The organism is Bordetella muralis (genome assembly GCF_054781015.1).
This window is the reverse complement of the sequence record NZ_BAAGVF010000006.1, coordinates 25,458-48,025: the sequence shown is the minus strand read 5'-3', so window position 1 is coordinate 48,025 and position 22,568 is coordinate 25,458. Positions and strand designations below refer to the sequence as shown.

The following is a 22,568-nucleotide window of genomic DNA, read 5'->3' as shown; positions in this document are numbered from 1 at the left end:
GGCTCGTGCTAACTGATCAGAGCGGACAACAACAGCATCGCCAATAGCAACCAGAACAATCCCGACACAATGGAGCGCCCCATAAAGGCCTTGACCGCAGACCACAGCAAGACCAGGCCCAGGAGCAGCAGCGCGAAATGAAATATCGACGAGCTCATTCCCAATGCGCCGGCCAGGCCCGAGAAAAAATCCCCGATCGCCGAGCCCAGACCGCTAAAGACATAGCGGATGCCCGACACAATGGCACGGATCACCTCGCCTAACACGGCGCCTACCGAGCCAAAGAAACTAGTTTCAGTCTGCATGCATTCCCATCACGGAATCACCCCGAACACCGCCAGATACGGCGGCACCACCGTCAGAATGTATCCCATCTGCGAGGCCTGTGCTGAGGCGCCACCAGCCAGGCCGCAGCATACCCGCCGGATGGCGGTTTAAGATTAGCGGTTTAATACTGTTCTTTTCAGAAATTGTGTGGGCCACGGCGTCCCACCATGCAGACTCGTAACAAGGATTCGTAATGGCTTTCGATTTCGACTTATACGTCATAGGCGCAGGTTCAGGCGGCGTACGTGCCGCGCGCTTTGCCGCGGGATTCGGCGCTCGTGTAGCCATTGCGGAAAGCCGCTATCTGGGCGGCACCTGCGTGAATGTTGGATGCGTACCCAAAAAGCTGTTGGTGTATGGCGCGCATTTTCACGAGGATTTCGAGCAAGCCTCGGGATTTGGCTGGACCGTCGGGGAACCGGGCTTTGACTGGGCCACGCTGATCGCCAATAAAAACCGCGAAATCGAGCGCCTCAATGGCATTTATCGCAATCTGCTGGTCAATAGCGGTGTGACCCTGCACGAAGGCCATGCCCGGTTGGTCGATCCTCATACCGTGGAAATCAACGGCCAGCGCCACACGGCCGAGCATATCCTGGTGGCCACTGGCGGCTGGCCACAGATCCCTGATATTCCGGGTAAAGAACACGCCATCACCTCGAACGAGGCCTTTTTCCTGCCTGAACTGCCGCGCCGCGTCGTGGTCGTGGGCGGGGGCTACATCGCGGTGGAATTCGCCTCGATTTTCAATGGCCTGGGCGCACAAACCACGCAGTTGTATCGACGCGACCTGTTTCTGCGCGGTTTTGATGGCAGCGTACGCGAACACCTGCGCGACGAGTTGATCAAAAAAGGCCTGGATTTACGGTTCAACGCCGATATTGCCCGCATCGACAAACGCGATGACGGCACACTGAGTGTCACCCTGAAAAGCGGCGAAATCATCGAGACCGATTGCGTGTTCTACGCTACCGGCCGCCGCCCCATGCTGGACAACCTCGGGCTGGAAAATACGGGGGTAACGCTCAACGAAGACGGCTTTATCGCCGTCGACGACGAATATCGCACCAGCGAACCCTCGATCCTTGCCCTTGGTGACGTGATCGGCCGCGTGCCGCTGACCCCAGTGGCCCTGGCCGAGGGAATGGCAGTAGCCCGCCGTTTGTTCAAACCCGACGAATATCGCAAGGTCGATTACGATCTGATCCCGACGGCCGTATTCAGCCTGCCCAATATCGGCACCGTCGGCCTGACGACCGAGGCGGCGCTCGAGGCCGGCCATCGCATCAAGCGTTTCGAAAGCCGGTTCCGCCCGATGAAACTCACACTGACCGGCATCCAGGAAAAGACGCTGATGAAACTGGTAGTTGACGCCGACACCGACCGCGTTTTGGGCTGCCACATGGTTGGCCCCGACGCGGGCGAAATCGTGCAAGGCCTGGCCGTCGCGCTGAAAGCGGGTGCGACCAAACAGGTCTTTGACGAGACCATCGGCATTCACCCGACGGCGGCCGAGGAATTCGTCACCCTGCGCACACCCGTTGCAGAGTGACCCGGATACGATCAACGCCAATCAGATAGCCCTCTGCACGCTCTATCCGCCCACTGCCGACTCTGTCGCAGTAGCCGTCGAGCGCGCGGCCCCCTTTTCCCGAGATCATCATGACCCGTATCGACGATTCCCACCACGACCGTGAAGTCGGCCAGGCCGACTCCACCCAAGACACCACCCGCATCGATGACGTTCGTATCGGTGCGGTACGTCCACTGATTTCCCCTGCGCTGCTGCAGGATGAACTGCCGATTCCCGCCGCAGCACTGGCCCTCGTCGAAAATGCCCGCGCCCAGATCGCCGACGTATTGCACGGCCGCGATGACCGTCTGGTCGTCGTGGTGGGCCCCTGTTCCATCCATGACCATGATCAAGCGCTGGAATACGCGCGCCGTTTGAAAACCGCCGCACAATCGCTGGACAAAGACCTGCTGATCGTCATGCGCGTGTACTTTGAAAAACCGCGCACCACCGTCGGCTGGAAGGGCTATATCAACGACCCGCGCCTCGATGGCAGTTTCCGTATCAACGAGGGGCTGCGTCGCGCGCGCGAACTGCTGCTGGAAATCAGCGAATTGGGCTTGCCCATCGCCACCGAATTCCTGGACCTGCTCAGCCCGCAATACATTGCCGATCTGGTGGCCTGGGGCGCAATCGGGGCACGCACCACGGAAAGCCCCAGCCATCGCCAATTGGCGTCCGGCTTGAGCTGCCCGTTGGGCTTTAAGAACGGTACCGACGGCGGTATGCAGGTCGCCGCCGATGCGATCGTGGCCGCTCGCGCCAAACACGCCTTTATGGGCATGACCAAAATGGGCATGGCCGCGATTTTCGAGACGCGCGGCAATGACGACACCCACGTGATCCTGCGTGGCGGCAAACAAGGCCCCAACTACGACGCTGCCAGCGTCGACGCCAGTTGCGACGCACTGAAGGCCGCAGGCCAACGCGAACAAGTCATGATCGACTGTTCGCATGCCAACTCCAACAAATCGCACGAGCGCCAGATCGACGTGGCCCGCGATATCGGTACACAGCTCGCCAACGGCGATTCGCGCATCATTGGGGTCATGATCGAAAGCCATCTGGAGGCCGGCCGCCAGGACCTGAAACCCGGCGTGCCGTTGCGTCATGGCGTGTCGATCACCGACGCCTGCCTGGGCTGGACACAGACCGAACCGGTGCTGGCCGATCTGGCCGAGGCCGTACGCAAACGGCGCGCACGCAAGGCTGGTTGATCAGCGTCGTTGCACCCTGCACGCACTTGGCACATCATGTATGTCGCCGAGTGCGGTCACCGCCATAGTCGGTCAAGCGTCAGCAGTGAGTAACGCGGTCTTCGCCTTCTCGCGGAGTTCCAGCAACGGGCTGCCCAGCTGCTTCTGCGTCTCTGACATACTGGCCGTGGTCCTGACGCTGACATTCAATACGTAGATGGGACGGTCTGGCAGCACAAGAGGCGTTGCCATTGCCACCACCTCCGGCTGCCATGAGGCAGCGCAATAGCCTTTTGTATCGACACTGAGCTTGGCAGCGTCGATTTCGTCGAGCAGATGGCGCGAGTCAGTACTGCGCCGCCGGCAAAACTGCTCCAGCAGTGCCTGCCGCTGCGCATCATCCACTACCGCCAGATAGGCCCTGCCCAGCGAGGTGAGCTCCATCGGCACACGCTGCCCCGCGACGACACTGCGCAGTGCCACCTTGCGGTTAAACCGAAAGGATTCCAGATAGACCATCTCGTCGCGATCCGCAGTCGCCAGCCCCACATTGATCCGCATTTTCTCGGCCATCGCACGCATTAACGGCGCGATCGCATTCAACACCGGTGAGCCTGCACGCATCGCGTGAGCCAGACTCAACACCGGCGTGGCCAGGCGATAAGTCCGCCTCACCCGATCATGCTCCAGCAGCCCGCATTCGACTAGCGTCTGCGTCAGACGGCTGACCGTGGCGCGCGAGAGTTGAGTCCTTTCCGCAATCTCCCCATTGCCGAGTTGATCCGCTCCTGGGCGAAACGCGCGCAGGATCTCGACCCCACGCACCAACGAACGGTTCAACACAGGGTCTTCGTGATGCTGGCGGCGCACAGCCTGGAGAGAAGAATCGGACATGATGTAGCGAAATGAGAGCGACGCAGCAGCTTAGCACCATTTCCATTCAATGGAATTTAGGGGATACACATTGCGGCTCGGACACCTAAACTACCTAGCACAAGGCAACCAATGGTTTGACGCAAACGCATCAAGAAAAGCCACATTGCCAACGACTGAGCCGACTCAAGGAAAACTCGCGACATGACCACGGATTTGATCGAACTGACGGTTACCGACGGCATTGCCACACTGCTGCTTAACCGCCCTGAGAAACGCAATGCCATGAGCGACGATATGCGCAGCGCATTCATCGCGGCGCTGGAACGCATCAGTGCCGACAAAGCGATCCGCGCGTTGGTGCTCAGCGGCAACGGAAAGGGGTTCTGTGCCGGTGGCGATGTAGCAGGGATGGAACGGCGTATGAACGCCCCCGCTGGGGAAATCGCTTTCAATGGCTGGCATCGCCAGCAGCGGGTGCACTACACACAATCGTTGCTGCACTCCATGCCCAAGCCCACCATTGCTGCCGTCAATGGCGCTGCGTCGGGCCTGGGCGCAGACACCGCTCTGGCCTGCGATTTCATCATTGCCAGCGATGCCGCGAGCTTTACCTGGTCGTATATCAATCGCGGCATCGTCCCGGACGGTGGCGGCATGTATTTCCTGCCGCGCCGGGTGGGCTTGTCCAAAGCAAAAGAGCTGATTTTCACGGGTCGAAAAGTCGAATGCGAAGAAGCCCTGCAGTTGGGCATTGTGGATCGCACCACCAGCGCAGCACAGCTGTTGATCGATGCGCAGACCTGGGCTGCCGAGTTGAGTCAAGGCTCCGCGACCGCATTGGCACTCGGCAAGACCATTCTCAACCAGAGTTTCGAAATGTCGGCTGAGCAGGTGTTTGCACAAGGCAGCCAAGCGCAAGGCATCTGCTACACGAGCACCGAACACCGCGAATCGGTCATGGCCTTTCTGGCCAAGGCCGCCGAAAAGCGCACCAGCAAAGAGTAGATCATGAGCCCCATCTCCCGCCTCATCAATCCACGCAGCGTAGCCGTCATCGGCGCCTCCGCCGATAGCAGAAAGACCGCTGGCCGCCCTGTTTCCTATCTGCGCAAGCACGGCTTTACCGGTCACATTTATCCTGTCAATCCACGAGTCGATAATATCGACGGCCTGCCCTGCTATCCCGACATTGCATCGCTGCCGTCGGTCCCCGACGTCGGCATCGTACTGCTGGGCGCCGAACGCGCGCACTTGGCTGTGCGTGATCTCGCACAGCTCGGTACGGCAGCAGCGATCGTGCTGGCCAGCGGCTACACCGAAGTCGGTGCGGAGGGTGCGCGCCGGCAAGCCGAACTCATCGAGGCCGCAGGCAGCATGCGCATCCTGGGACCCAACACGATTGGTCTGGTAAACCTGACCGATAACATCGTGCTATCGGCCAGCGGCGCACTGGAAATGGATCATTTCCCAGCCGGCTCCATCGGCGTGGTGTCGCAAAGCGGCGGCATCCTCGGTGCACTGCTGTCCCGCGCGGCCTCTCGCGGAATCGGCTTGTCCAAGCTCATTTCGACCAGCAACGAGGTCGACCTGGACTTGGCCGATTTCATTGACTACCTGACTGACGACGAGGCCACCAAAGTCATCGCGCTCTATGTCGAAAGCGTGCGCAATCCGGAGAAATTCCGCACTGCAGCCCTGAAGGCCGCCCGTGCCGGCAAGCCGGTCGTCGCCTTCAAGATCGGCCGCTCGGAAGCCGGCGCAAAAGCGGCGGTGTCGCACACGGGCGCCCTGGCCGGCGCTGATCGCATGTATGACGCACTGTTCAAGCAAGTCGGCATTATTCGCGCACAGACTTTCAGCGATTTGCTGGATATCCCTAGTGCGCTGGCCACAGACCGCGTGCTGCGCGGGAATCGCGTCGCGATACTGACCTCGACCGGTGGTGCCGGTACGCTGGTGTCCGACAGCCTGGGCATTTCGGGTTTTGATACGCCCGTCCCCGATGCCGATACCGCTGCGCAATTGCGCGCGCTGCAAACCGGCGACCATGCCGCGCTGGATCGCAATCCCATCGACGTCACCCTGGCCGGCCTGCAACCGGATCTGTTGCGTGGAGCCATCCGGGCGCTGCTGGCAAGTCCCAGCTATGACGCGCTCGCCATCATCGTGGGGTCTTCGGGCCTCGCCATGCCGGAGCTGATGGCTGGCGCCATCCAGGACTGCCTACCCGAAAGCGACAAACCCGTGATCGCCTTCGTCAGTCCTCACGCGCCAAATGTCGGCGCCCTGCTCACACAGCGCGGCGTCCCGGCTTTCGCCATCCCGGAGGCGTGTTCCGTCGCGCTGGCCGGCATGCTGCAGCACGCGCACTGGAGGGAGCCGACACATTCGGAGCCTGCTGCGCCGATCGACGTAGCAGACTTGCCGGCAGGTTCGCTGGACGAAGCGCAAGCCAAACAGTTGTTCGCGCGCTTCGGCGTGCCCTGCGCGCAAGAAACCGTGGTAACAACACCGGCTGGCGCGGAACAAGCTGCCCGTATCTTTAATACGCGTGTCGCGCTAAAAATCCTCTCTGGTGAAATTACACACAAGAGCGACGTCGGCGGCGTCGCCATCAATCTCACGGCCGAGCAGATCGGTGAGCGCCTGCGGGCTATGCAGGACGAAGTACAAAGCAAGACAGGCATCGAGCCTCAGCGCTTTCTTGTTCAAGAAATGGTTACCGGTGGCACGGAGCTGATTCTCGGCATGCATCGCGATCCGCTCGGCACGGCGATCCTGCTCGGCATGGGCGGCGTCACTGCCGAACTGTTCAAAGACACCACCATGCGCTTGCTGCCATCCGGCAACAAAGGGCTCGGCCACGAAGACGCCCTCGACATGGTGCGCGAATTAAAGACATGGCCGCTGCTCGACGGTTTCCGCGGCCGGCCAAAAGCCGACCTGCAGGCGCTGACGAACGCCATCGTTGCGTTCTCGCAAATGGCCGCACAATTGGGCGACCGCTTGGTCGAAGCCGAAATCAATCCCCTGTTCGTGCTGCCTGCAGGTCAAGGCGTACGTGCCGCGGATGGTATTGCCGTACTCGCCTGAGCACCGAGAGACGGAGAAACGGGCTTGCGTTCCCCACCTGAAAATTCCATACAATGGAAATTTCAGGCGCACTGATAGCCTCCTGATCCCGACACACCCGGCGAATAGCAGAACCGCCGGCCCGCCGTGGAATCATATGCAAACAAATCAATGATCAAGCTGGTCTATCATTGACAACTAATTTGCAAGAAGGAGTTTCTCTCATGATGCGCAAGCTGTTTCCCGTTATCCTCGTCGCCGGCCTCACCGCCTGCGCCTCCTCTGGAACGCAGCACACTTCATCGGATACCAGTACGTACGGCGGCAGTGGCGCGTCGGCTGGCACGGCCACTACCTGCGACGCACAATCGGTACAAGATCAGGTGGGTAAAAAATACTCGGAATCGCTTAACCGCACGCTGAGTTCGGGCGCCAATGCGACGCAACTGCGTGTGCTGAAACCCGGCGAGGTCATGACCATGGAATACAACCCCACTCGTTTGAACGTGATCGTCGAAAGCGACGGCTCGATCAGCGCGTTGCGCTGCGGCTGAGCACCCAACGAGTTCAAGCGCAAAAGCCGGAGTGTCTGGCATCGCAAGGATGCCTATATTAGAGTCATAAACGATTCTGACGCACACTCCGGCCTCGTCGCCCATGGTCGTATGACCATCATGGCGCAACCGCGGGCCAGTGCAACGAAACACCCTCTACCCGCCGACGCGGACTTGCCATGAATCTGGACCTGTTTGCCCCCGATACAGTCGCCCCGGCCAACGTGCAATTGGGTCCGCAAGCTGTCGTATTGCGAGGCTTGGCGCTGCCCTATATTGATGCCCTATTGCCCGAGCTGGACGCCATATTCGCGGCTGCGCCGCTACGCCATATGGTGACGCCCGGCGGATTCAGGATGTCTGTCGCGCTGACGAACTGTGGTGCGCTCGGATGGACAACGGATCTGCGTGGCTATCGCTATACCCAGCTGGATCCGCAAACCGGACAGCCCTGGCCCACCTTGCCGGCGTCGTTTCTACGGCTGGCGCAGCGGGCTGCGGAGACTGCCGGCTTTGCCGATTTTCAGCCCGATGCCTGCCTGATCAACCGCTATCTGCCGGGCGCTCGCATGAGCTTGCATCAGGACAAGAACGAACGGGATTTCAGCGCGCCTATCGTATCGGTGTCGCTGGGAGTTCCCGCGACATTCCTGTTTGGCGGGGAGCAACGAAGTGACCGCGCGCAACGCGTGCCGTTGCAGCACGGAGACGTCGCCGTATGGGGAGGTCGGGATCGACTGCGGTATCACGGCGTGTCTGCGTTGAAAGACGCCACGCATCCTTTGTTGGGCGCCATGCGTATCAATCTGACGTTTCGCCGGGCGGGCTGAAACACCCGACCAACCGCACCGTTCCCCCTATTTGTCCTGACGCGCCTCGGACAATGCCACGGTCAAGTGCATGACTTTCTTTTTCAGGCTATCGCGTTCCTCGGTCAGCGCCGCCACCAGTCGACGCAGGCGCGCCACCTCGGCGGGATAGTCCTCGACGGCCTCAACGGGAGGCTCTGTTTCCAACTCGTCTTCCCCGGCAACAGTGTCCATTGACGGTACCTTTGCCTTGGCTTTCGCCTCGCGGGCTTGGCGCGCGAGTTCCTTCAATGCCTTGCGCCCTTCGGCCGCGGCGGCGACCTGCTTGTCGACCGGCATTTCGGCGACCGCCGCAGCGGCGTTGATGGAAATCTCGCCGGACTTGACCGCACGCACCAGTTCTGGCGCGGCATCTTTTTGAATTTTTTCGATCTGGCCTAGCGTATTGCTGCTGACCCGCGCCGCACGTGCCAGGGCCTGGCGATTGGGAATCACCACCGGCTCGGCCGGTGATGCCGCAGAGGTTTCCGCCTCGTCGGCTGGGCCGGCGTCCGCCTGCTGCGCCTGTTGCTGTGCCTCCAGCTCCTGCCGCCGCTGCTGCAAGATCTCTTTCTTGCGTAAGGCCAACACTCCCCGCTGGAAATCCGAGACACTGCGTCGGCCCAGATGATTTTCAATCATCCATAACCGCACGTCGTCCATCGATTTAAAGCGGGTGTTTTGCGTGGTCTTGAACTCGATGCCGTGTTTGGTGCACAGCGCATAGCGGTTATGTCCATCGACCAGGACATCGCCCCATAACACCAGTGCATCGCGGCACCCGTCTGCCAGGAGGCTGCGCTCGAGCGCCTCGTATTCGTCAGCGCTCAGCGGGTCTATATAAGTTCGTAACTCTTCGTTAATCTGGATCGTCATCGTAGCGATTTTGGGCATGTAGTTCGTCTGCGCGACCGCTATTAGAACATTGGCCTCGCGATCCGGCCGCTGCTGGGGAGATAGCGTCCGACAAGACCGCGCTCCCCCCGTGCCCGGACCAATCATCAACAACTGTCAAGGACACACTTGCGACGCTATCCGGTGGTACGCTTAGGCCACCTTTAACCAGGAAGAACACACCATGAACTCCCCCACTACGCTTTCCGACGAATTGCTCGCGCAGTTACAAGGCGGGCCGATGCAACAAATCTCTCAACAACTGGGGACCGATACGGCTCAAACGCAAGATGCGGTCAGCGCCGCGCTGCCCATGTTGCTGGGCACGCTGGGCCAGAACGCCTCGCAACCCGGAGGCGCCGACGCCCTGTTTGGCGCACTGCAGCGTGACCATGCCGGCGGTGGCGCCGATCTGGGTGGACTGCTGGGTTCGTTGCTCGGCGGCGGGTCTGCCGGTGCGGGCCAATCCGACGGTGCCAGCATTCTGGGCAACATCTTTGGCGGCAACCAGCAACGCGCCGAAGAAAACCTCGGCCAAGCGACTGGCCTGGGCGGCGGCAATGCGTCGAACCTGCTCCAGATCCTGGCCCCCATCGTCATGGCCTTTCTGGCCAATCGCATGCAGGGCAGCAATCTGGACGCTGGCGGACTCGGCGCCCAACTCGGCCAGGAACGCGACGCCGCCCAACAGCAAGGTGGTGTGGGTGGCGGCCTCCTGGGCTCGCTGCTGGACCAAGACGGCGATGGCCAAGTCGGCCTGGGTGACTTGCTGAAAATGGGCGGCGGGCTCTTCGGTAAAAAATAAATTCCGTAAGCGCGCACGCAACCGGCCTCGACTACACCTGCCGGGTTGCCCCTTGCGGTCTTCGTCAGGCGCTGGACAGCGTCCAGCGCCTGACGCTTCCGCCCAGCTTTACTACGCCGTCGCGACAACGTCTGGCATCTGCGATGCGCCCCCAGCCGACAAGGCCTGTGGCAGCGTATCGAACATCCCCTGCGGCCCCACCAGATCGGCAATCATGGCTTTGCGCAGTCTGCCTCGCACGCGGGGATCCGTATTCGTGTTGTCGAGCGCGCGCCCGACCAACTGACGCTTCCATTCGCCCCACTGCCCGGCTAGACTGCGATTCTTCGCCTATTCAGGAGACTGTCATGTCTTTTATGATGCTCATCGTCGAGCCGATCGGCCAACGGGCGCAGCGCACACCTGAGGAAGGTCATGCCGCCTACGACAGCATGCTGCAATTCGCAGCGGATCTGAAATCACGCGGTCTGCTGCAAGACGCCCAATCCCTCAAGTCAGAAAAAGAAGGCGTGAAACTGCAAGTGCGCGATGGCCGGCAACGCCTGCTGGACGGCCCCTATGCCGAGGCAAAGGAAATGATCGGCGGCTTCTTTCTGCTGAACTGCGACACGCGTGAGCAGGCCATCGCCATCGCTGCCGAATGTCCCGCCGCACAATGGTGCACGGTGGAAATACGCGAACTCGGGCCCTGCTTCGCTTAATTTGCGGTAACAGGTCTGCGGGAAGCTGAGTTGTCACCTGGCCTTGCTAAGCCAATTACTGCACCGATTGATTAGGGTTTTCCCTGAATATCCGTTTTGTTGTCGATTGCAGGACATCTGATTCGTCGTATGCATAACAGCCACCATCAACCCAGCTGTTGTGAATCCTCCAACTCGACCTCCCACTTAGAGAGTCCGCCATGCATAAGCAAATTTTCGTCAATCTCGCCGTTGTTGATCTGCCCGCTGCCATGACCTTTTTCCGCAAACTCGGGTTGGACTTCAATCCTCAGTTCAGCGATCAGAACGCGGCCTGCCTGGTTTTGGGCGAAAACCTGTATGCCATGCTGCTCACGCGCGAGTACTTCAAGACCTTTGTCAATAAACCGCTGTGCGACCCGAAGCAAAGCACCGAGGTTCTGATCTGCCTGTCGTGCGAGAGCCGCGCCGAGGTTGACGACCTGGTCGCCCGCGCCGTCGCGGCGGGCGGCTCGGTACCTCGGGAACCACAAGACTATGGTTTCATGTACGGCCACGCGTTCGAAGATCTGGACGGCCACATCTGGGAACTGATGTATATGGATCCCAACGCGGAAATGCCGCAGCAATGAGTTCACGCGACGCCGTCCACCGGGCCATCGAGACCGTCTGGCGCAGCGAGTCCGCCAAAGTCATCGCCAGCGTCGCGCGTGTCGTACGCGACGTGGGCCTGGCCGAAGAACTCGCCCAAGATGCGCTGGTCACGGCCTTGGAGCACTGGCCCCGCGACGGCATTCCTGACAAACCAGGAGCCTGGCTGATGACCACGGCCAAGAACCGCGCCCTCGACCGATTGCGGCAGCATGCATTGCATGAACGCAAGCACGAGCAATTGGGTTATGAAATGGACGCGTTGCAAACCCATGTCGAACCCGATTTCGTCGACGCGCTGGACCAGGCCCGCCAAGACGAGATCGGCGACGACTTGCTGCGATTGATCTTTACGGCCTGCCATCCTGTGTTGTCGGCCGAGGCACGTGTCGCGATGACACTACGTCTGCTTGGTGGATTGCGTACCGATGAAATTGCCCGCGCCTTCCTCGTTTCCGAAGCCACCATCGCCCAGCGCATTGTCCGCGCCAAGCGAACCCTGCGCGAGGCACAAGTCCCATTCGAAGTCCCTCGCGGACAGGACTTGGCCGCGCGCCTGGTTTCAGTGCTGGAAGTGATTTACCTGATTTTCAACGAAGGCTACGCTGCCACGGCAGGCGACGACTGGACACGTCCCACCTTGTGCGAAGAAGCCCTGCGATTGGGCCGCATATTGTCCGAACTCGCGCCCCAGGAAAGCGAGGTTCACGGTCTGGTAGCGTTGATGGAACTGCAGGCTTCGCGACTGGCGGCGCGGACCGATGCGCAAGGCCACCCTATCTTGCTCATGGACCAAGACCGCAGCCGCTGGGATGCGCTGCAAATTCGACGCGGTCTGGCCGCCTTGGATCGTGCGCAAAGCCAACCGGACACATTGGGCCCGTACACCCTGCAAGCGGCGCTCGCTGCCTGTCACGCACGTGCCGCTCGAGCCGAGGACACGGACTGGCCGCAGATCGTCGCACTGTATGACGCATTGGTGCAATCCACCCCCTCGCCTGTCGTCGAACTCAACCGGGCGGTCGCGGTAGGCATGGCTTATGGTCCGCAGGCCGGCCTCGCGCTGACGGACGCTTTGCTGACCGAATCGTCTCTCGCCGACTATCACCTGTTGCCCAGCGTGCGCGCCGATTTCCTGGAAAAACTCGGCCGCCGCGACGAAGCCGATGCGGAATTCCGCCGCGCCGCCGCCCTCACACGCAATGCGCGTGAACGTGAATTTCTACTGTCCCGAGCGCGTGCGCTCAAGTCCTGAACCGCCTTGAAACGCCCCGTAACGCGGGGTCCCTGCGGACGGTCACATGCGCAAACATCCGAAAGCTTGAACCATACTTGGTAGGCTTGTCATCATGGAGGGGTACGACGTTCAAACTATGAAGGAGGTCTCCATGCCGCGTTCTACATACGCATTCTTTGCCGCAGCCGTACTCGCCGCGAGCCTGTCGCCCGCAGCGGTGCTGGCCCAAACGGCACAGGCACCGGCTGCGCAACCCCCTGCCCAAGTACAGCCTGCTATCAAGCCCACTGAAGCGCAATTGCAAAAATTCGCCAGTGCATCACAGAAAGTCGCCATGGTTGCCGACGAGTATCGTCCCAAACTGCAAGCCGCAAAGGACGAACCTGCCCGTCAACAGGTCTATCGCGAAGCCGACGACAAAATGGTGAAAATGGTGCAAGCCGACGGCTTGACGGTCGATGAATTCAACGGCATCGGACAAGCCGTTGAACAAGACCCGCAACTGCGTCAGCGCGTCATCGACATGGCGCAGAAAAACGCTCCCGCGGGTAGTACGGCACCGCAGTAAGACTGCCGCGCTTATTGCCAATCGGCTCTGCGGCGGCATACAGCCTTGTCCTCGTCGCCATCCGGCGACGAGGACACCAAAGTTCAACTCAACGCCGCCGCATCGTATGCTCCACTGGCCGTTCGCCAATCTGTTGACGCCACATCGCGTAGTACAAGCCTGTCTGTGCCAACAGTTGGGAATGCGTGCCGCTTTCGACAATATGGCCTTTTTCCAGCACAAAAATCGTATCGGCGTGCATGATCGTCGATAGCCGGTGTGCAATGAGCAGCGTGATCTGCTGCCGGCTGGCGGAAATATGACGCACGGTATCCGAGATCTGCTCTTCGGTCAGCGAGTCCAATGCCGAGGTTGCCTCGTCAAAAATCAACAATCTCGGTTGGCGAATCAAGGCCCGCGCGATCGACAGGCGTTGTTTCTCGCCGCCCGATAGCTTCATGCCCATTTCGCCGATCGTCGTATCCAGCCCGTCAGGTGATTTGTTCAGCAAATAGGCACAAGCCGCCTGCTCCATCGCTTTGATGATTTCCTCATCCGTGGCATCGGTACGCACCAACCGAATATTGTCGCGCAGCGTGCCAGCGAACAGATAGGGTTCCTGCGTCACCAGCCCGACCTGGCGACGCGCCCGGTTATATCGCAGGACCTTGGTGGAAATATCGTTGTAAAAGACCTCGCCTGACGCCGGGGTATAGAGGCCCAGCAGCAACTTGACCAACGTCGACTTGCCAGACCCCGACGGCCCTACGAACGCGATCGTATCTCCGAGCGATGCAGAAAACGTCACGCCATCCAGTGCGTTATCGCGAGCTCCTTTATGGCGAAACGTCACGTCGGCAAAACGCACGCCATTGATCGGCCCGCTGTCCTGCGGCGATTCGGGCCGCCGATCGATCGGCCTTTTCATGAGGGCATCGAAACTCGACAATGACGCGTCAGCCTCGCGATACGCGAGAATGATATTGCCCAGCTCCTGCAGCGGCGCGAAAATCGCCACCGAAATGAACTGCATCGCGATCAGTTCACCCGTACTCAATACATCGCGAAAGATCAGCCACAGCAATGCAAATAGAATCGCGAGTTTCAGCAGGCTCAGCGTCACGCCCTGCAAAAAGGACAATAATCGGATCCGTTTGACCTTTTGCATCTCGAGCTCAAAGATGCGCACGATTTGCGCCTGCAATCGGCGGATCTCTGGAAACGTCAATCCCAGGCTTTTTATCAGTTCGATATTGCGCAACGACTCGGAAATAAAGCCCGAGCTACGATTCGTTTCGCGCATGATTGAGCGCTGCTGCGTTTTGATCTCGCGACTGAGCAACCCGGTCAATCCCCCCAATACCAACACACCGATCACAAACACCGGCACCAGCAGCCAATGCCGCGTCACGGCATACCACACCAGAAAACCCATGCCCACCACGGCGGCAAAAAGCGTGTTGATGAACGTATTGATGAACCGCTCGCTATCGGCCCTCACCTTTTGCAGCAGCGACAAGGTCTCGCCACTGCGCAGATCTTCGAATTCCTGGAATTTCAGGCGCATCGCTTGACGCAGGCCGTCATTGAATAGCTGCGTGCCAAACTTTTGCACCACCAGACGCGTGACGTATTCCTGCAAGGCCTTTGCCAGCCTGGACAGCACCGCTATCAACACCGCCAAACCCAGCAGCGTCAACACACCCGACACAAGCTCGCTGTCGCTTTTACCGGCGCGATTGATCGCGTACTCGTCGATAATCTTGCCAAAGATAATCGGATCGATCAGCGCCAGCACTTGGCTCGCCCCAGCCAGCACCAATGCCAAAACGGCCAGGCGGCTATGGGGCCGCAGATACGCCCACAGGATACGCACCGCGTTCAATAATGAGGAGGAATCTCGTCACGCAGGCTGCGGAAATTACCTCCCGCGGCATCCGGCACCTGTTGACGCAATTCGGCCAATTCACGCGCCAGGCGTTCGATCAGCTGTTGCTGGCGAAACAGCGTCTGATTCAATTGATCCAGCATATCGTCGGCCAAGCCGAGCTTGATTTCCAGATCGGTTAAACGACGGTCAGTATCCGTAGCAGCATTCATGGCAAATTCGACTCTTGAATAATCCGGGACCTGCGCCACCAACGCAGCGGCATGCATCGACACCGCACATCGATGCGTTGGCCGATGGCCCCCAAAGCAGCATCACGCCGCCGACGGGCCATTATCGCAGGTCCACGCCCCTGCTCACCGAGCCTGCCTCGGCAACAACAGCCCCGGCCGCCCCACATGCGCCGCATGGGCCTTATCCATGATGAATTCGATCAGCATCGCCAACGCGCGAGGCTGATGCCGGCTAGGCATCATCAGCAGATACATCGCCCGTCCGAAAATGCTGAGCCGCCAATCGTCCAGTGCCGTCAGCAGACGCTGTTGCGCGACATCCTCATACACGACATAGTCGGGCACTACCGCCACGCCCAAGCCTGCCAGCGCGGCATCGCGCAAAAACACGTAATTGCGCGACACGATCGTCGGATCCAGAACGACCTGCTGACGCTGATTGCCCTGATAGGCCGAGAGCCGCAGCGGCCGGCCTATCACTGCCGCACTGATCACGGGCAGATCGGATAATGCCTCCGGACGGCGAGGCAACCCATGACGGTCCCTATAGGCTGGCGAAGCGCAGACCACGTAACGCACCTGGCCCAACTCACGCGCCACCAGATGTCCCGGCGGCTCGGACATGATACGCACGGCGATATCCACTTCGTCGCGCAGCAAATCCTCGACGCTGTTCTCGAACAACACATCCAGCACGATATCCGGGTAGCTGCGCTTGAATTCCAGCAGCCATGGCGTCATGACGAACTGTCCATAACCACTGGGGACACTCAATCGCACACGCCCCTGGGGCGTTTTCCCCAGCGACTCCACTGACGCCTGCGCCGCCGCCAGTTCGTCGCGAATGCTGCACCCGTGCTGATAGAGCTTGAGCCCGATCTCGGTAGGCTCGACGCGGCGCGTCGTACGCCGCACCAGTTGCATCCCTACTGCCCGCTCCAGCTGACTCAGGTGATAGCTCACATTGGCTCGAGTCATTTTCAGGCGACGCGCGGCCTCGCTCAGGTTGCCCGCGTCGAGTATTTCCACCAGTAACGTCAGTGATTTCGTGTCCATAACGACCAATTGTCAAATTTTTTTGAACGCAATGTCAATTATCGATGTAATTGTCAAGCCTTGCTTACTGATGAAGAATAGAACGCTGCCGCGGTTCATATCCCTCTTTCCGTTCAGGAGGTTCTATGCGTGTAGCGGCGCCGGCTTGTTTGAAATTTACTGATCGCGAGAATCCCTGATGGATCTGACCTTCACCCCCGAAGAAGAGGCCTTTCGCACCGAAGTGCGAGCATTCCTGGCCGCCGAACTGCCCGAGTCTCTGGCGCGCAAGGTGCGTGAAAACCGCCATCTCCACAAAGCCGATATGGAGGCCTGGCACGCGATCTTGAACGCCAGAGGGTGGCTCGCCAGCCACTGGCCGCAGGAATACGGCGGCACCGGCTGGACAGCGATACAAAAATTCATTTTCGAAAATGAATGCGCGCTCGCGCACGCCCCCCGCATCGTGCCGTTCGGCCTGAGCATGCTGGGGCCTGTCCTCATCAAATACGGCAACGAAGCACAAAAACGTTATTGGCTGCCGCGCATCCTGAACGGAGCGGACTGGTGGTGTCAGGGCTATTCCGAACCCGGCGCAGGCTCGGATCTCGCATCGCTGAAAACCAGCGCTGTACGCGATGGCGATCACTACATCGTCAATGGCCAAAAAACCTGGACGACCTTGGGCCAGTACGCCAACATGATTTTCTGCCTGGTGCGCACGCTCAACGACGGCAAGCCTCAAGAAGGCATCAGCTTTCTGCTGATCGACATGAACACCCCTGGCATCGAAGTCCGCCCCATCGTCACCCTGGATGGCGGGCACGAGGTCAACGAAGTCTTCTTCTCCGATGTCCGAGTCCCCGTTGACAATCTGGTGGGCGAAGAAAATCGTGGCTGGTCCTGCGCCAAGTACCTGCTGACCTACGAGCGTACCAATATTGCAGGGATCGGTTTCTCGACAGCCGCCTTGCAGCAGCTGAAGGAAGTCGCCGCTCGACAACAGAAAAACGGCCGCCCCCTGCTGCAAGATCCCGCCTTCGCGGCCCGTCTGGCGCGTATCGAAATCGACCTGGACAACATGCGCATCACCAATCTGCGCGTGCTGGCGGCCGCTGCCAACGGCGGCGCACCCGGTGCAGAAAGCTCGATGCTCAAGATCCGCGGCACCCAGATCCGCCAGGAGATTTCATCGCTGAACCGCCGCGCCATGGGTCCCTATGCACGCCCCTACGTAGCTGAAGCGCTCGAGGACGGCAACCAGCACCTGAGCATCGGCCCGGCAGGCGCGGACAGCGCCGCCGCGCAGTACTTCAATAACCGCAAGCTGTCGATCTTTGGCGGCTCGAACGAAATCCAGAAGAACATCATCTCGAAGATGATTCTGGGCCTGTAAGGAGCCGCCATGAATTTCAACCATACCGAAGACCGGCGCATGCTGTCGGATATGCTCACGCGCTTTGTGGCCGAGCAATACAGCTTTGCCGTACGCGACCGGATTGCGAATTCCGCTGAAGGCTACAGCATGGAGTTCTGGCAACGCTATGCCGAACTGGGCGCGATCGGCGCCTTGTTCGACGAGGCCAATGGTGGATTTGGCGGCCATGGTTTTGACATCGCTGTGGTGTTTGAAGCATTGGGGCGAGGCCTCGTTGTCGAGCCGTTTCTCGATACCCTGATGGCCGGCGACGCTATCGCTGCCGTAGGAACTCCGGCCCAAAAGGACATCCTGGAAAGCGTGCAAACCGGCGCAATGCGAATCGCATTGGCGCACACAGAACCGCAAGCGTATTACGAGCTGGCCCACGTCGACACCTATGCGGTGCGTAACCAAAACGGGTGGACACTGAATGGCCACAAAGCCGTCGTCGCCCAAGCCGAACATGCCGATTTATTCGTCGTGCCGGCACGCACGTCCGGCGACGCGGAAAACGAGCAAGGCATCACACTCTTTCTGATACCGGCGACCACCCCTGGTCTACATATCAGCGGCTACCCATTGATCGATGGCGGACGTGCGGCGGACATCACGTTACGCGACGTCGCACTACGGGACGATGCGGTCTTGGGCACGATCGATCAAGGATACGCCACCCTCGAGCGCAGTGTCGGCAAAGGCATCCTCGCCTTGTGCGCAGAAGCCCTGGGCGCCATGGACGCAGCCCGCGACGCTACCTTGGACTATCTGCAAACGCGCAAACAGTTCGGCGTCCCTATCGGCCGGTTCCAGGCGCTGCAACACCGCATGGCCGACGTCCTGCTGGAAATCGAACAAGCCCGATCCGCAGTCATCAATGCGGCCTCGCAGCTCGATCATTCCGACCGGATTACACGCGAACGCGCCCTGTCCGCTGCGAAATACACCATTGGCCGCGTTGGCACGCTGGTCGCGGAGGAATGCATCCAGTTGCATGGTGGCATTGGCATGACATGGGAACTGCCCCTCGCGCACTACGCCAAAAGGCTGATCATGATTGATCATCAGTTAGGCGACGAAGACCATCACCTGAATCGCTATATCGCGTTGGCTAACCGGCCCGGTTGACGACATGCCACACACAGATTGTGCTGACACATACCATCACCTGGGCCGGTGCATCGCATCGGCCCACCAACCGAGTTGATGCCATGCCAGACACCCATACCGCCCACACATACGATCAAGACCTGCCGCTGGAAGGCATACGCGTGCTGGACCTCTCGCGCGTCTTTGCGGGCCCGCTGTGCGGCCAGGTCTTGGCCGACTTTGGCGCCGAGGTGATCAAGGTCGAACACCCCGTCCGTGGCGACGACACGCGCGATTGGGGCATGCGCATCGGCAAGACCGAGACCACGTACTACAACAGCATGAATCGCAACAAGCGATCCATCACGCTGGACCTGCAAAGTCCCGAAGGCCTGGCCCTCATCTACGATCTGCTGCCCCAGTTCGACGTGGTCCTGCACAACTTCAAATGCGGTGGCGCCGACAAACTAGGCCTGGGCTACGAACAACTCAAAACCCACAAACCCGACCTCATCTATTGCGCCATCAGCGGCTACAACAGCGCCGGCCCGGAAGCCACTCGACCGGGCTACGACCTCGTCATCCAAGGCGAAAGCGGATTGATGGCCCTCAATGGCGAAGCCAGCCAGCCCCCTCTGAAATTCGGCGTCGCAACCGTCGATATGATGACCGGCATGTACGCGGCACAAGCCGTATTGGCGGCATTGTTCCGGCGCGAACGCAGCGGCAAAGGACGCCTGATCGAAATGGCGCTCTACGACTGCGGCATCATGGTCACGAGCTACTATGGGCTCGATGCCTTGCTGCTGGGACACGATCCGCAACGCTACGGCAACGCCCATCCGTCCATCGTGCCTTACGGCATGTTCGAGGCCGCCGACGGGCCTTTTATCATCGCAGTCGGCACCAACACGCAGTTCGACAAATTCTGCCGTCAGGTCGTCATGCGCCCCGACATCGTCGAGGATCCGCGCTATGCCACGAATATCGAACGCGCCAAGAATCGCTTGACCCTGCTGCCCATGGTGACGGCACTGCTACGCGAATTTCCCCGCGATCTCTTGCTGCAACGCCTGAGCGAGTGCGGTATTCCGTGCGGCAAAGTCCTGGGCTTGCACGAGGCCCTCACCAGCGAGCGCACACGCCAGAGCGGCCTGCTGCATGACCTGCCGCACCCCGTCGCGGGATCCACCCACGTCTATGCCCCACCCTATCGGCTCGACGGCCAGCGCCTGCCCATCCGTCATGCGCCACCAACCTTGGGCGAAGGCACCAAAGATGTATTACAGCAGCTACTGCAACTATCCGAATCCGAATTACGCGCCTTGCAGGCCAAAGGCGTGTTGACCTTGCCAGGAGAAATCCCGGCTGAATGACAAAGCAAACCGCTGACTCGGGATCATGACACAGATCAGACCCGGCCTGTCGCGACATTCCATCAGCACCGCTAACGGAGACAACCCATCATGCCATCGACCACCCGCCGTGCCTGCTTTCGGCTGACACTGGCTGCACTATTGAACCTGGCCGTTGCCTGGCCCGCCTTGGCACAGACCGATTTCCCCACCAAGCCCATTACATTGATTGTGCCCTTTCCTGCGGGCGGATCCACAGATCGCCACCTGCGCGCCGTCGCCGCGCAAGCCAGCAAATCGCTCGGCCAGAACGTCGTCGTCGAGAACCGTCCTGGCGCAGGCGGCACCATGGCGCCTGGCAACATGGCCCGATCAGCCAAACCCGACGGCTACACGATCAGCCTTTATCCGTTAGGCATGCTGCGCATGCCCTACATGCACAAGACCGACTGGGATCCGATCAAAGACTTCACCTTCATCGTGGGTTTATCCGGCTATACCTTTGGCTTCACCGTCCGTGCAGACTCGCCATTCAAGACCTTTAACGATTACATTGCCGCGGCTCGCGCAAAGCCCGGCGCGATCGACTATGGGTCCACAGGCGTGGGATCCTCTCCCCATCTCCTGATGGAAGAACTCGCCATCAATGCCAAAGTGAAATTGACTCATGTGCCCTTCAAAGGCAACGCCGATATGCAACAGGCGCTGCTGGGCGGACACGTCATGGCGCAAAGCGATGCCAGCGGATGGGATCAATTTGTCGATAGCGGCAAAATGCGTTTGCTGGTGACCTTTGGCGAAAAACGCACCACGCGTTGGCCCGACGTCCCGACAGCAGAGGAACTGGGCTATGGCGTCACATCTACGTCACCTTATGGCCTGGCCGGCCCCAAGGGCATGGACCCCGCCGTGGTCAAAAAACTGCACGATGCCTTTAAAACTGGGCTGTTTTCCGAGCAAAGCATGGAAATCATGAAACAGCTCAACCAAGAGCCCGTCTATCGCAACAGCGACGACTACCGCGAATGGGCCATCGCCACCTACGCAAAAGACAAGACCCTGATCGAGCACCTGGGCCTGATGGCGAAATAGGCTGCGCGCCCGCTCGGGGCACATCATGGGCGGCCAGCATAGCCGGGCCAGAGGCATCGGCTCGGAAGCAGCCGCTCCCCGATCAATCAACAGGAAAGATTGCAAAACAGTAATCTCCCGGTTAATCTCACACCACGATAAGTTGTACGACAACATACGACCATAACGAGATGGACGCTGAGCGGCTATTTAGCCGGCGTCCCAAGGAGATTTAAATAATGCAACGCCGTGATTTTCTGCGTACCGCCGCAGCACTACCCCTGACGGGTCTTGTCACCCACGCCCATGCTGCCGAGGAAAAATGGCCGACGCGTCCCGTACGCATTGTGGTGCCCTACACCCCCGGCGGGTCATCAGACATCATTGCACGTCTGATCTCGGCCGACCTGAGCAAAGCCCTGGGCGAGAGCGTGGTCGTGGAGAACCGTCCGGGCGCCAATGGCAACCTGGGCACGGGCATCGTGGCCAAGGCTGACGACGGTCATACCCTCTTGCTGTGCGATATCGGCGCGTTGGCAATTACCCCGTCGGTCTATACCAAACTCACCTTTGATCCGTCGAAAGATCTGCGCCCCGTCAGCATGCTGGCGTATTCCCCGCACGTCTTGGCCGTTCACCCCAGCTTCCCCGCCAAGACCCTGCCCGAAATTGTCGAGCTCTCGAAAAAGCAGCGCGTCAATTTCGCCGTCACTGCCATCGGCAGCGCCCCTCACCTGGCCGCGGTCGCCGTGCAGCAAGCCACCGGCGCAAAATGGGAATACGTGCCTTACAAGGGCGGCGCGCAAGCCATTTCCGATACGGTGGGCGGCCAAACCGAAGTCATCATGAATGGTTTGCTGGCGACCCTGCCGCACATCCGCAGCGGCAATCTGCGCGCCATCGCCATTTCCAAGCGCGAACGCATGCAATTGATTCCGGACATCCCCACGATCGCTGAACAAGGTGTCACCGGATTCGAATCGGGCACCTGGCAAGGCATCATGGCCCCGGCCACCCTGCCCGCCGCGACCGCAGAACGCTTAGCCAAAATCCTGGCCGACATCGCCAAAAAGCCCGAGATCGTAGAAAAGCTCAATCAACAGGGCGCGGAAGTCGTCACCTACGATCCAGCGCAGCTGGGCAAGTTCTACACTACCGAGCGTGATCGTTGGGCCAAAGTGGTCAAGAGCGTAGGGATCACGCTGGACTAAACACCCCAA

Annotated in this window: 23 protein-coding genes; 16 read left to right on the top strand and 7 right to left on the bottom strand. The window is 59.9% G+C overall.

The features are described 5' to 3' along the window. Positions 1 to 8: 8 nt before the first annotated feature. Positions 9 to 305: a hypothetical protein gene (locus tag ACYVIT_RS11230; RefSeq protein WP_415806081.1), complete on the bottom strand. Its 297-nt coding sequence runs from the start codon at positions 303 to 305 to the stop codon at positions 9 to 11. Between the two features lie 215 nt (positions 306 to 520). Here ACYVIT_RS11230 and gorA point away from each other — a divergent pair, with 215 nt between their 5' ends. After that, entirely contained in the window at positions 521 to 1,879 is a 1,359-nt protein-coding gene (gorA, locus tag ACYVIT_RS11225) for a glutathione-disulfide reductase (protein WP_415806080.1), read from the top strand. A 110-nt stretch (positions 1,880 to 1,989) separates the two neighbouring features. Beyond that, positions 1,990 to 3,117, top strand: a complete 1,128-nt coding sequence (locus tag ACYVIT_RS11220; RefSeq protein ID WP_415806079.1) for a 3-deoxy-7-phosphoheptulonate synthase — start codon at positions 1,990 to 1,992, stop codon at positions 3,115 to 3,117. A gap of 72 nt (positions 3,118 to 3,189) precedes the next feature. On the opposite strand, the gene ACYVIT_RS11215 is transcribed toward ACYVIT_RS11220, so the two are convergent. Then, positions 3,190 to 3,990, bottom strand: a complete 801-nt coding sequence (locus tag ACYVIT_RS11215; RefSeq protein WP_415806078.1) for an IclR family transcriptional regulator — start codon at positions 3,988 to 3,990, stop codon at positions 3,190 to 3,192. Between the two features lie 183 nt (positions 3,991 to 4,173). On the opposite strand from ACYVIT_RS11215, the gene ACYVIT_RS11210 reads away from it, so the two are divergent. The 4 genes from ACYVIT_RS11210 to alkB all read left to right on the top strand — a co-directional run bounded on the left by ACYVIT_RS11210 (position 4,174) and on the right by alkB (position 8,428). After that, on the top strand, positions 4,174 to 4,977 hold the full coding sequence (locus ACYVIT_RS11210) for an enoyl-CoA hydratase/isomerase family protein (protein ID WP_415806077.1): 804 nt from the start codon (positions 4,174 to 4,176) through the stop codon (positions 4,975 to 4,977). A 3-nt stretch (positions 4,978 to 4,980) separates the two neighbouring features. Further along, complete coding sequence (locus tag ACYVIT_RS11205; protein ID WP_415806076.1) at positions 4,981 to 7,065, top strand: acetate--CoA ligase family protein; 2,085 nt, start codon at positions 4,981 to 4,983, stop codon at positions 7,063 to 7,065. Between the two features lie 203 nt (positions 7,066 to 7,268). Beyond that, the gene (locus ACYVIT_RS11200; protein WP_415806075.1) at positions 7,269 to 7,598 is read left to right on the top strand and encodes an I78 family peptidase inhibitor; all 330 of its coding nucleotides are present in this window, start codon (positions 7,269 to 7,271) and stop codon (positions 7,596 to 7,598) included. Between the two features lie 179 nt (positions 7,599 to 7,777). Next, entirely contained in the window at positions 7,778 to 8,428 is a 651-nt protein-coding gene (gene alkB / locus ACYVIT_RS11195; protein WP_415806074.1) for a DNA oxidative demethylase AlkB, read from the top strand. 27 nt (positions 8,429 to 8,455) lie between these two features. Here alkB and ACYVIT_RS11190 read toward each other — a convergent pair whose 3' ends face one another. Next, positions 8,456 to 9,322 carry a ParB N-terminal domain-containing protein gene (locus ACYVIT_RS11190; protein WP_415806262.1) on the bottom strand — a complete coding sequence of 289 codons (867 nt, stop codon included), beginning with the start codon at positions 9,320 to 9,322 and terminating at the stop codon, positions 8,456 to 8,458. 202 nt (positions 9,323 to 9,524) lie between these two features. Here ACYVIT_RS11190 and ACYVIT_RS11185 point away from each other — a divergent pair, with 202 nt between their 5' ends. Further along, the gene (locus tag ACYVIT_RS11185; protein WP_415806073.1) at positions 9,525 to 10,145 is read left to right on the top strand and encodes a DUF937 domain-containing protein; all 621 of its coding nucleotides are present in this window, start codon (positions 9,525 to 9,527) and stop codon (positions 10,143 to 10,145) included. Between the two features lie 111 nt (positions 10,146 to 10,256). On the opposite strand, the gene ACYVIT_RS11180 is transcribed toward ACYVIT_RS11185, so the two are convergent. After that, complete coding sequence (locus ACYVIT_RS11180; RefSeq protein ID WP_415806072.1) at positions 10,257 to 10,385, bottom strand: hypothetical protein; 129 nt, start codon at positions 10,383 to 10,385, stop codon at positions 10,257 to 10,259. Positions 10,386 to 10,492: 107 nt separating this feature from the next. Between ACYVIT_RS11180 and ACYVIT_RS11175 the strand changes: the two genes are divergently transcribed. The 4 genes from ACYVIT_RS11175 (at position 10,493) to ACYVIT_RS11160 (ending at position 13,281) form a co-directional block, all read left to right on the top strand. Then, the gene (locus tag ACYVIT_RS11175) at positions 10,493 to 10,846 is read left to right on the top strand and encodes a YciI family protein (protein ID WP_415806071.1); all 354 of its coding nucleotides are present in this window, start codon (positions 10,493 to 10,495) and stop codon (positions 10,844 to 10,846) included. A gap of 200 nt (positions 10,847 to 11,046) precedes the next feature. Then, a complete protein-coding gene (locus tag ACYVIT_RS11170; protein WP_415806070.1) occupies positions 11,047 to 11,457 on the top strand; it encodes a VOC family protein in 411 nt (136 codons plus the stop codon). Continuing rightward, positions 11,454 to 12,731, top strand: coding sequence for an RNA polymerase sigma factor (locus ACYVIT_RS11165; RefSeq protein WP_415806069.1), 1,278 nt, complete (start codon positions 11,454 to 11,456; stop codon positions 12,729 to 12,731). The genes ACYVIT_RS11170 and ACYVIT_RS11165 overlap by 4 nt, the downstream gene beginning before the upstream one ends. A gap of 133 nt (positions 12,732 to 12,864) precedes the next feature. Continuing rightward, the gene (locus ACYVIT_RS11160) at positions 12,865 to 13,281 is read left to right on the top strand and encodes a DUF4168 domain-containing protein (RefSeq protein ID WP_415806068.1); all 417 of its coding nucleotides are present in this window, start codon (positions 12,865 to 12,867) and stop codon (positions 13,279 to 13,281) included. A gap of 88 nt (positions 13,282 to 13,369) precedes the next feature. Here the strand turns inward: ACYVIT_RS11160 and ACYVIT_RS11155 are convergent, their stop codons facing one another. The 3 genes from ACYVIT_RS11155 to ACYVIT_RS11145 all read right to left on the bottom strand — a co-directional run bounded on the left by ACYVIT_RS11155 (position 13,370) and on the right by ACYVIT_RS11145 (position 16,437). Continuing rightward, positions 13,370 to 15,136, bottom strand: a complete 1,767-nt coding sequence (locus ACYVIT_RS11155) for an ABC transporter ATP-binding protein (protein WP_415806261.1) — start codon at positions 15,134 to 15,136, stop codon at positions 13,370 to 13,372. Between the two features lie 5 nt (positions 15,137 to 15,141). Beyond that, entirely contained in the window at positions 15,142 to 15,360 is a 219-nt protein-coding gene (locus tag ACYVIT_RS11150; protein WP_415806067.1) for a SlyX family protein, read from the bottom strand. A 144-nt stretch (positions 15,361 to 15,504) separates the two neighbouring features. Further along, a complete protein-coding gene (locus tag ACYVIT_RS11145) occupies positions 15,505 to 16,437 on the bottom strand; it encodes a LysR family transcriptional regulator (RefSeq protein WP_415806066.1) in 933 nt (310 codons plus the stop codon). Between the two features lie 178 nt (positions 16,438 to 16,615). Between ACYVIT_RS11145 and ACYVIT_RS11140 the strand changes: the two genes are divergently transcribed. The 5 genes from ACYVIT_RS11140 to ACYVIT_RS11120 all read left to right on the top strand — a co-directional run bounded on the left by ACYVIT_RS11140 (position 16,616) and on the right by ACYVIT_RS11120 (position 22,559). Beyond that, positions 16,616 to 17,812, top strand: coding sequence for an acyl-CoA dehydrogenase family protein (locus ACYVIT_RS11140; RefSeq protein WP_415806065.1), 1,197 nt, complete (start codon positions 16,616 to 16,618; stop codon positions 17,810 to 17,812). Between the two features lie 9 nt (positions 17,813 to 17,821). After that, complete coding sequence (locus tag ACYVIT_RS11135) at positions 17,822 to 18,961, top strand: acyl-CoA dehydrogenase family protein (RefSeq protein ID WP_415806064.1); 1,140 nt, start codon at positions 17,822 to 17,824, stop codon at positions 18,959 to 18,961. A gap of 83 nt (positions 18,962 to 19,044) precedes the next feature. Beyond that, positions 19,045 to 20,298 (top strand): CaiB/BaiF CoA transferase family protein, encoded by a 1,254-nt coding sequence (locus ACYVIT_RS11130; protein ID WP_415806063.1) that lies wholly within the window; start codon positions 19,045 to 19,047, stop codon positions 20,296 to 20,298. Between the two features lie 90 nt (positions 20,299 to 20,388). Then, entirely contained in the window at positions 20,389 to 21,369 is a 981-nt protein-coding gene (locus ACYVIT_RS11125; RefSeq protein ID WP_415806062.1) for a tripartite tricarboxylate transporter substrate binding protein, read from the top strand. 218 nt (positions 21,370 to 21,587) lie between these two features. Further along, complete coding sequence (locus ACYVIT_RS11120) at positions 21,588 to 22,559, top strand: Bug family tripartite tricarboxylate transporter substrate binding protein (RefSeq protein ID WP_415806061.1); 972 nt, start codon at positions 21,588 to 21,590, stop codon at positions 22,557 to 22,559. Positions 22,560 to 22,568: the final 9 nt, after the last annotated feature.

What these genes read in the sequence shown, in the direction of transcription:
- ACYVIT_RS11230 (WP_415806081.1), bottom strand. Translation starts at nt 305, where the DNA reads ATGCAGACTGAAACTAGTTTCTTTGGCTCGGTAGGCGCCGTGTTAGGC.
- gorA (WP_415806080.1), top strand. Translation starts at nt 521, where the DNA reads ATGGCTTTCGATTTCGACTTATACGTCATAGGCGCAGGTTCAGGCGGC.
- ACYVIT_RS11220 (WP_415806079.1), top strand. Translation starts at nt 1,990, where the DNA reads ATGACCCGTATCGACGATTCCCACCACGACCGTGAAGTCGGCCAGGCC.
- ACYVIT_RS11215 (WP_415806078.1), bottom strand. Translation starts at nt 3,990, where the DNA reads ATGTCCGATTCTTCTCTCCAGGCTGTGCGCCGCCAGCATCACGAAGAC.
- ACYVIT_RS11210 (WP_415806077.1), top strand. Translation starts at nt 4,174, where the DNA reads ATGACCACGGATTTGATCGAACTGACGGTTACCGACGGCATTGCCACA.
- ACYVIT_RS11205 (WP_415806076.1), top strand. Translation starts at nt 4,981, where the DNA reads ATGAGCCCCATCTCCCGCCTCATCAATCCACGCAGCGTAGCCGTCATC.
- ACYVIT_RS11200 (WP_415806075.1), top strand. Translation starts at nt 7,269, where the DNA reads ATGATGCGCAAGCTGTTTCCCGTTATCCTCGTCGCCGGCCTCACCGCC.
- alkB (WP_415806074.1), top strand. Translation starts at nt 7,778, where the DNA reads ATGAATCTGGACCTGTTTGCCCCCGATACAGTCGCCCCGGCCAACGTG.
- ACYVIT_RS11190 (WP_415806262.1), bottom strand. Translation starts at nt 9,322, where the DNA reads ATGACGATCCAGATTAACGAAGAGTTACGAACTTATATAGACCCGCTG.
- ACYVIT_RS11185 (WP_415806073.1), top strand. Translation starts at nt 9,525, where the DNA reads ATGAACTCCCCCACTACGCTTTCCGACGAATTGCTCGCGCAGTTACAA.
- ACYVIT_RS11175 (WP_415806071.1), top strand. Translation starts at nt 10,493, where the DNA reads ATGTCTTTTATGATGCTCATCGTCGAGCCGATCGGCCAACGGGCGCAG.
- ACYVIT_RS11170 (WP_415806070.1), top strand. Translation starts at nt 11,047, where the DNA reads ATGCATAAGCAAATTTTCGTCAATCTCGCCGTTGTTGATCTGCCCGCT.
- ACYVIT_RS11165 (WP_415806069.1), top strand. Translation starts at nt 11,454, where the DNA reads ATGAGTTCACGCGACGCCGTCCACCGGGCCATCGAGACCGTCTGGCGC.
- ACYVIT_RS11160 (WP_415806068.1), top strand. Translation starts at nt 12,865, where the DNA reads ATGCCGCGTTCTACATACGCATTCTTTGCCGCAGCCGTACTCGCCGCG.
- ACYVIT_RS11150 (WP_415806067.1), bottom strand. Translation starts at nt 15,360, where the DNA reads ATGAATGCTGCTACGGATACTGACCGTCGTTTAACCGATCTGGAAATC.
- ACYVIT_RS11145 (WP_415806066.1), bottom strand. Translation starts at nt 16,437, where the DNA reads ATGGACACGAAATCACTGACGTTACTGGTGGAAATACTCGACGCGGGC.
- ACYVIT_RS11140 (WP_415806065.1), top strand. Translation starts at nt 16,616, where the DNA reads ATGGATCTGACCTTCACCCCCGAAGAAGAGGCCTTTCGCACCGAAGTG.
- ACYVIT_RS11135 (WP_415806064.1), top strand. Translation starts at nt 17,822, where the DNA reads ATGAATTTCAACCATACCGAAGACCGGCGCATGCTGTCGGATATGCTC.
- ACYVIT_RS11130 (WP_415806063.1), top strand. Translation starts at nt 19,045, where the DNA reads ATGCCAGACACCCATACCGCCCACACATACGATCAAGACCTGCCGCTG.
- ACYVIT_RS11125 (WP_415806062.1), top strand. Translation starts at nt 20,389, where the DNA reads ATGCCATCGACCACCCGCCGTGCCTGCTTTCGGCTGACACTGGCTGCA.
- ACYVIT_RS11120 (WP_415806061.1), top strand. Translation starts at nt 21,588, where the DNA reads ATGCAACGCCGTGATTTTCTGCGTACCGCCGCAGCACTACCCCTGACG.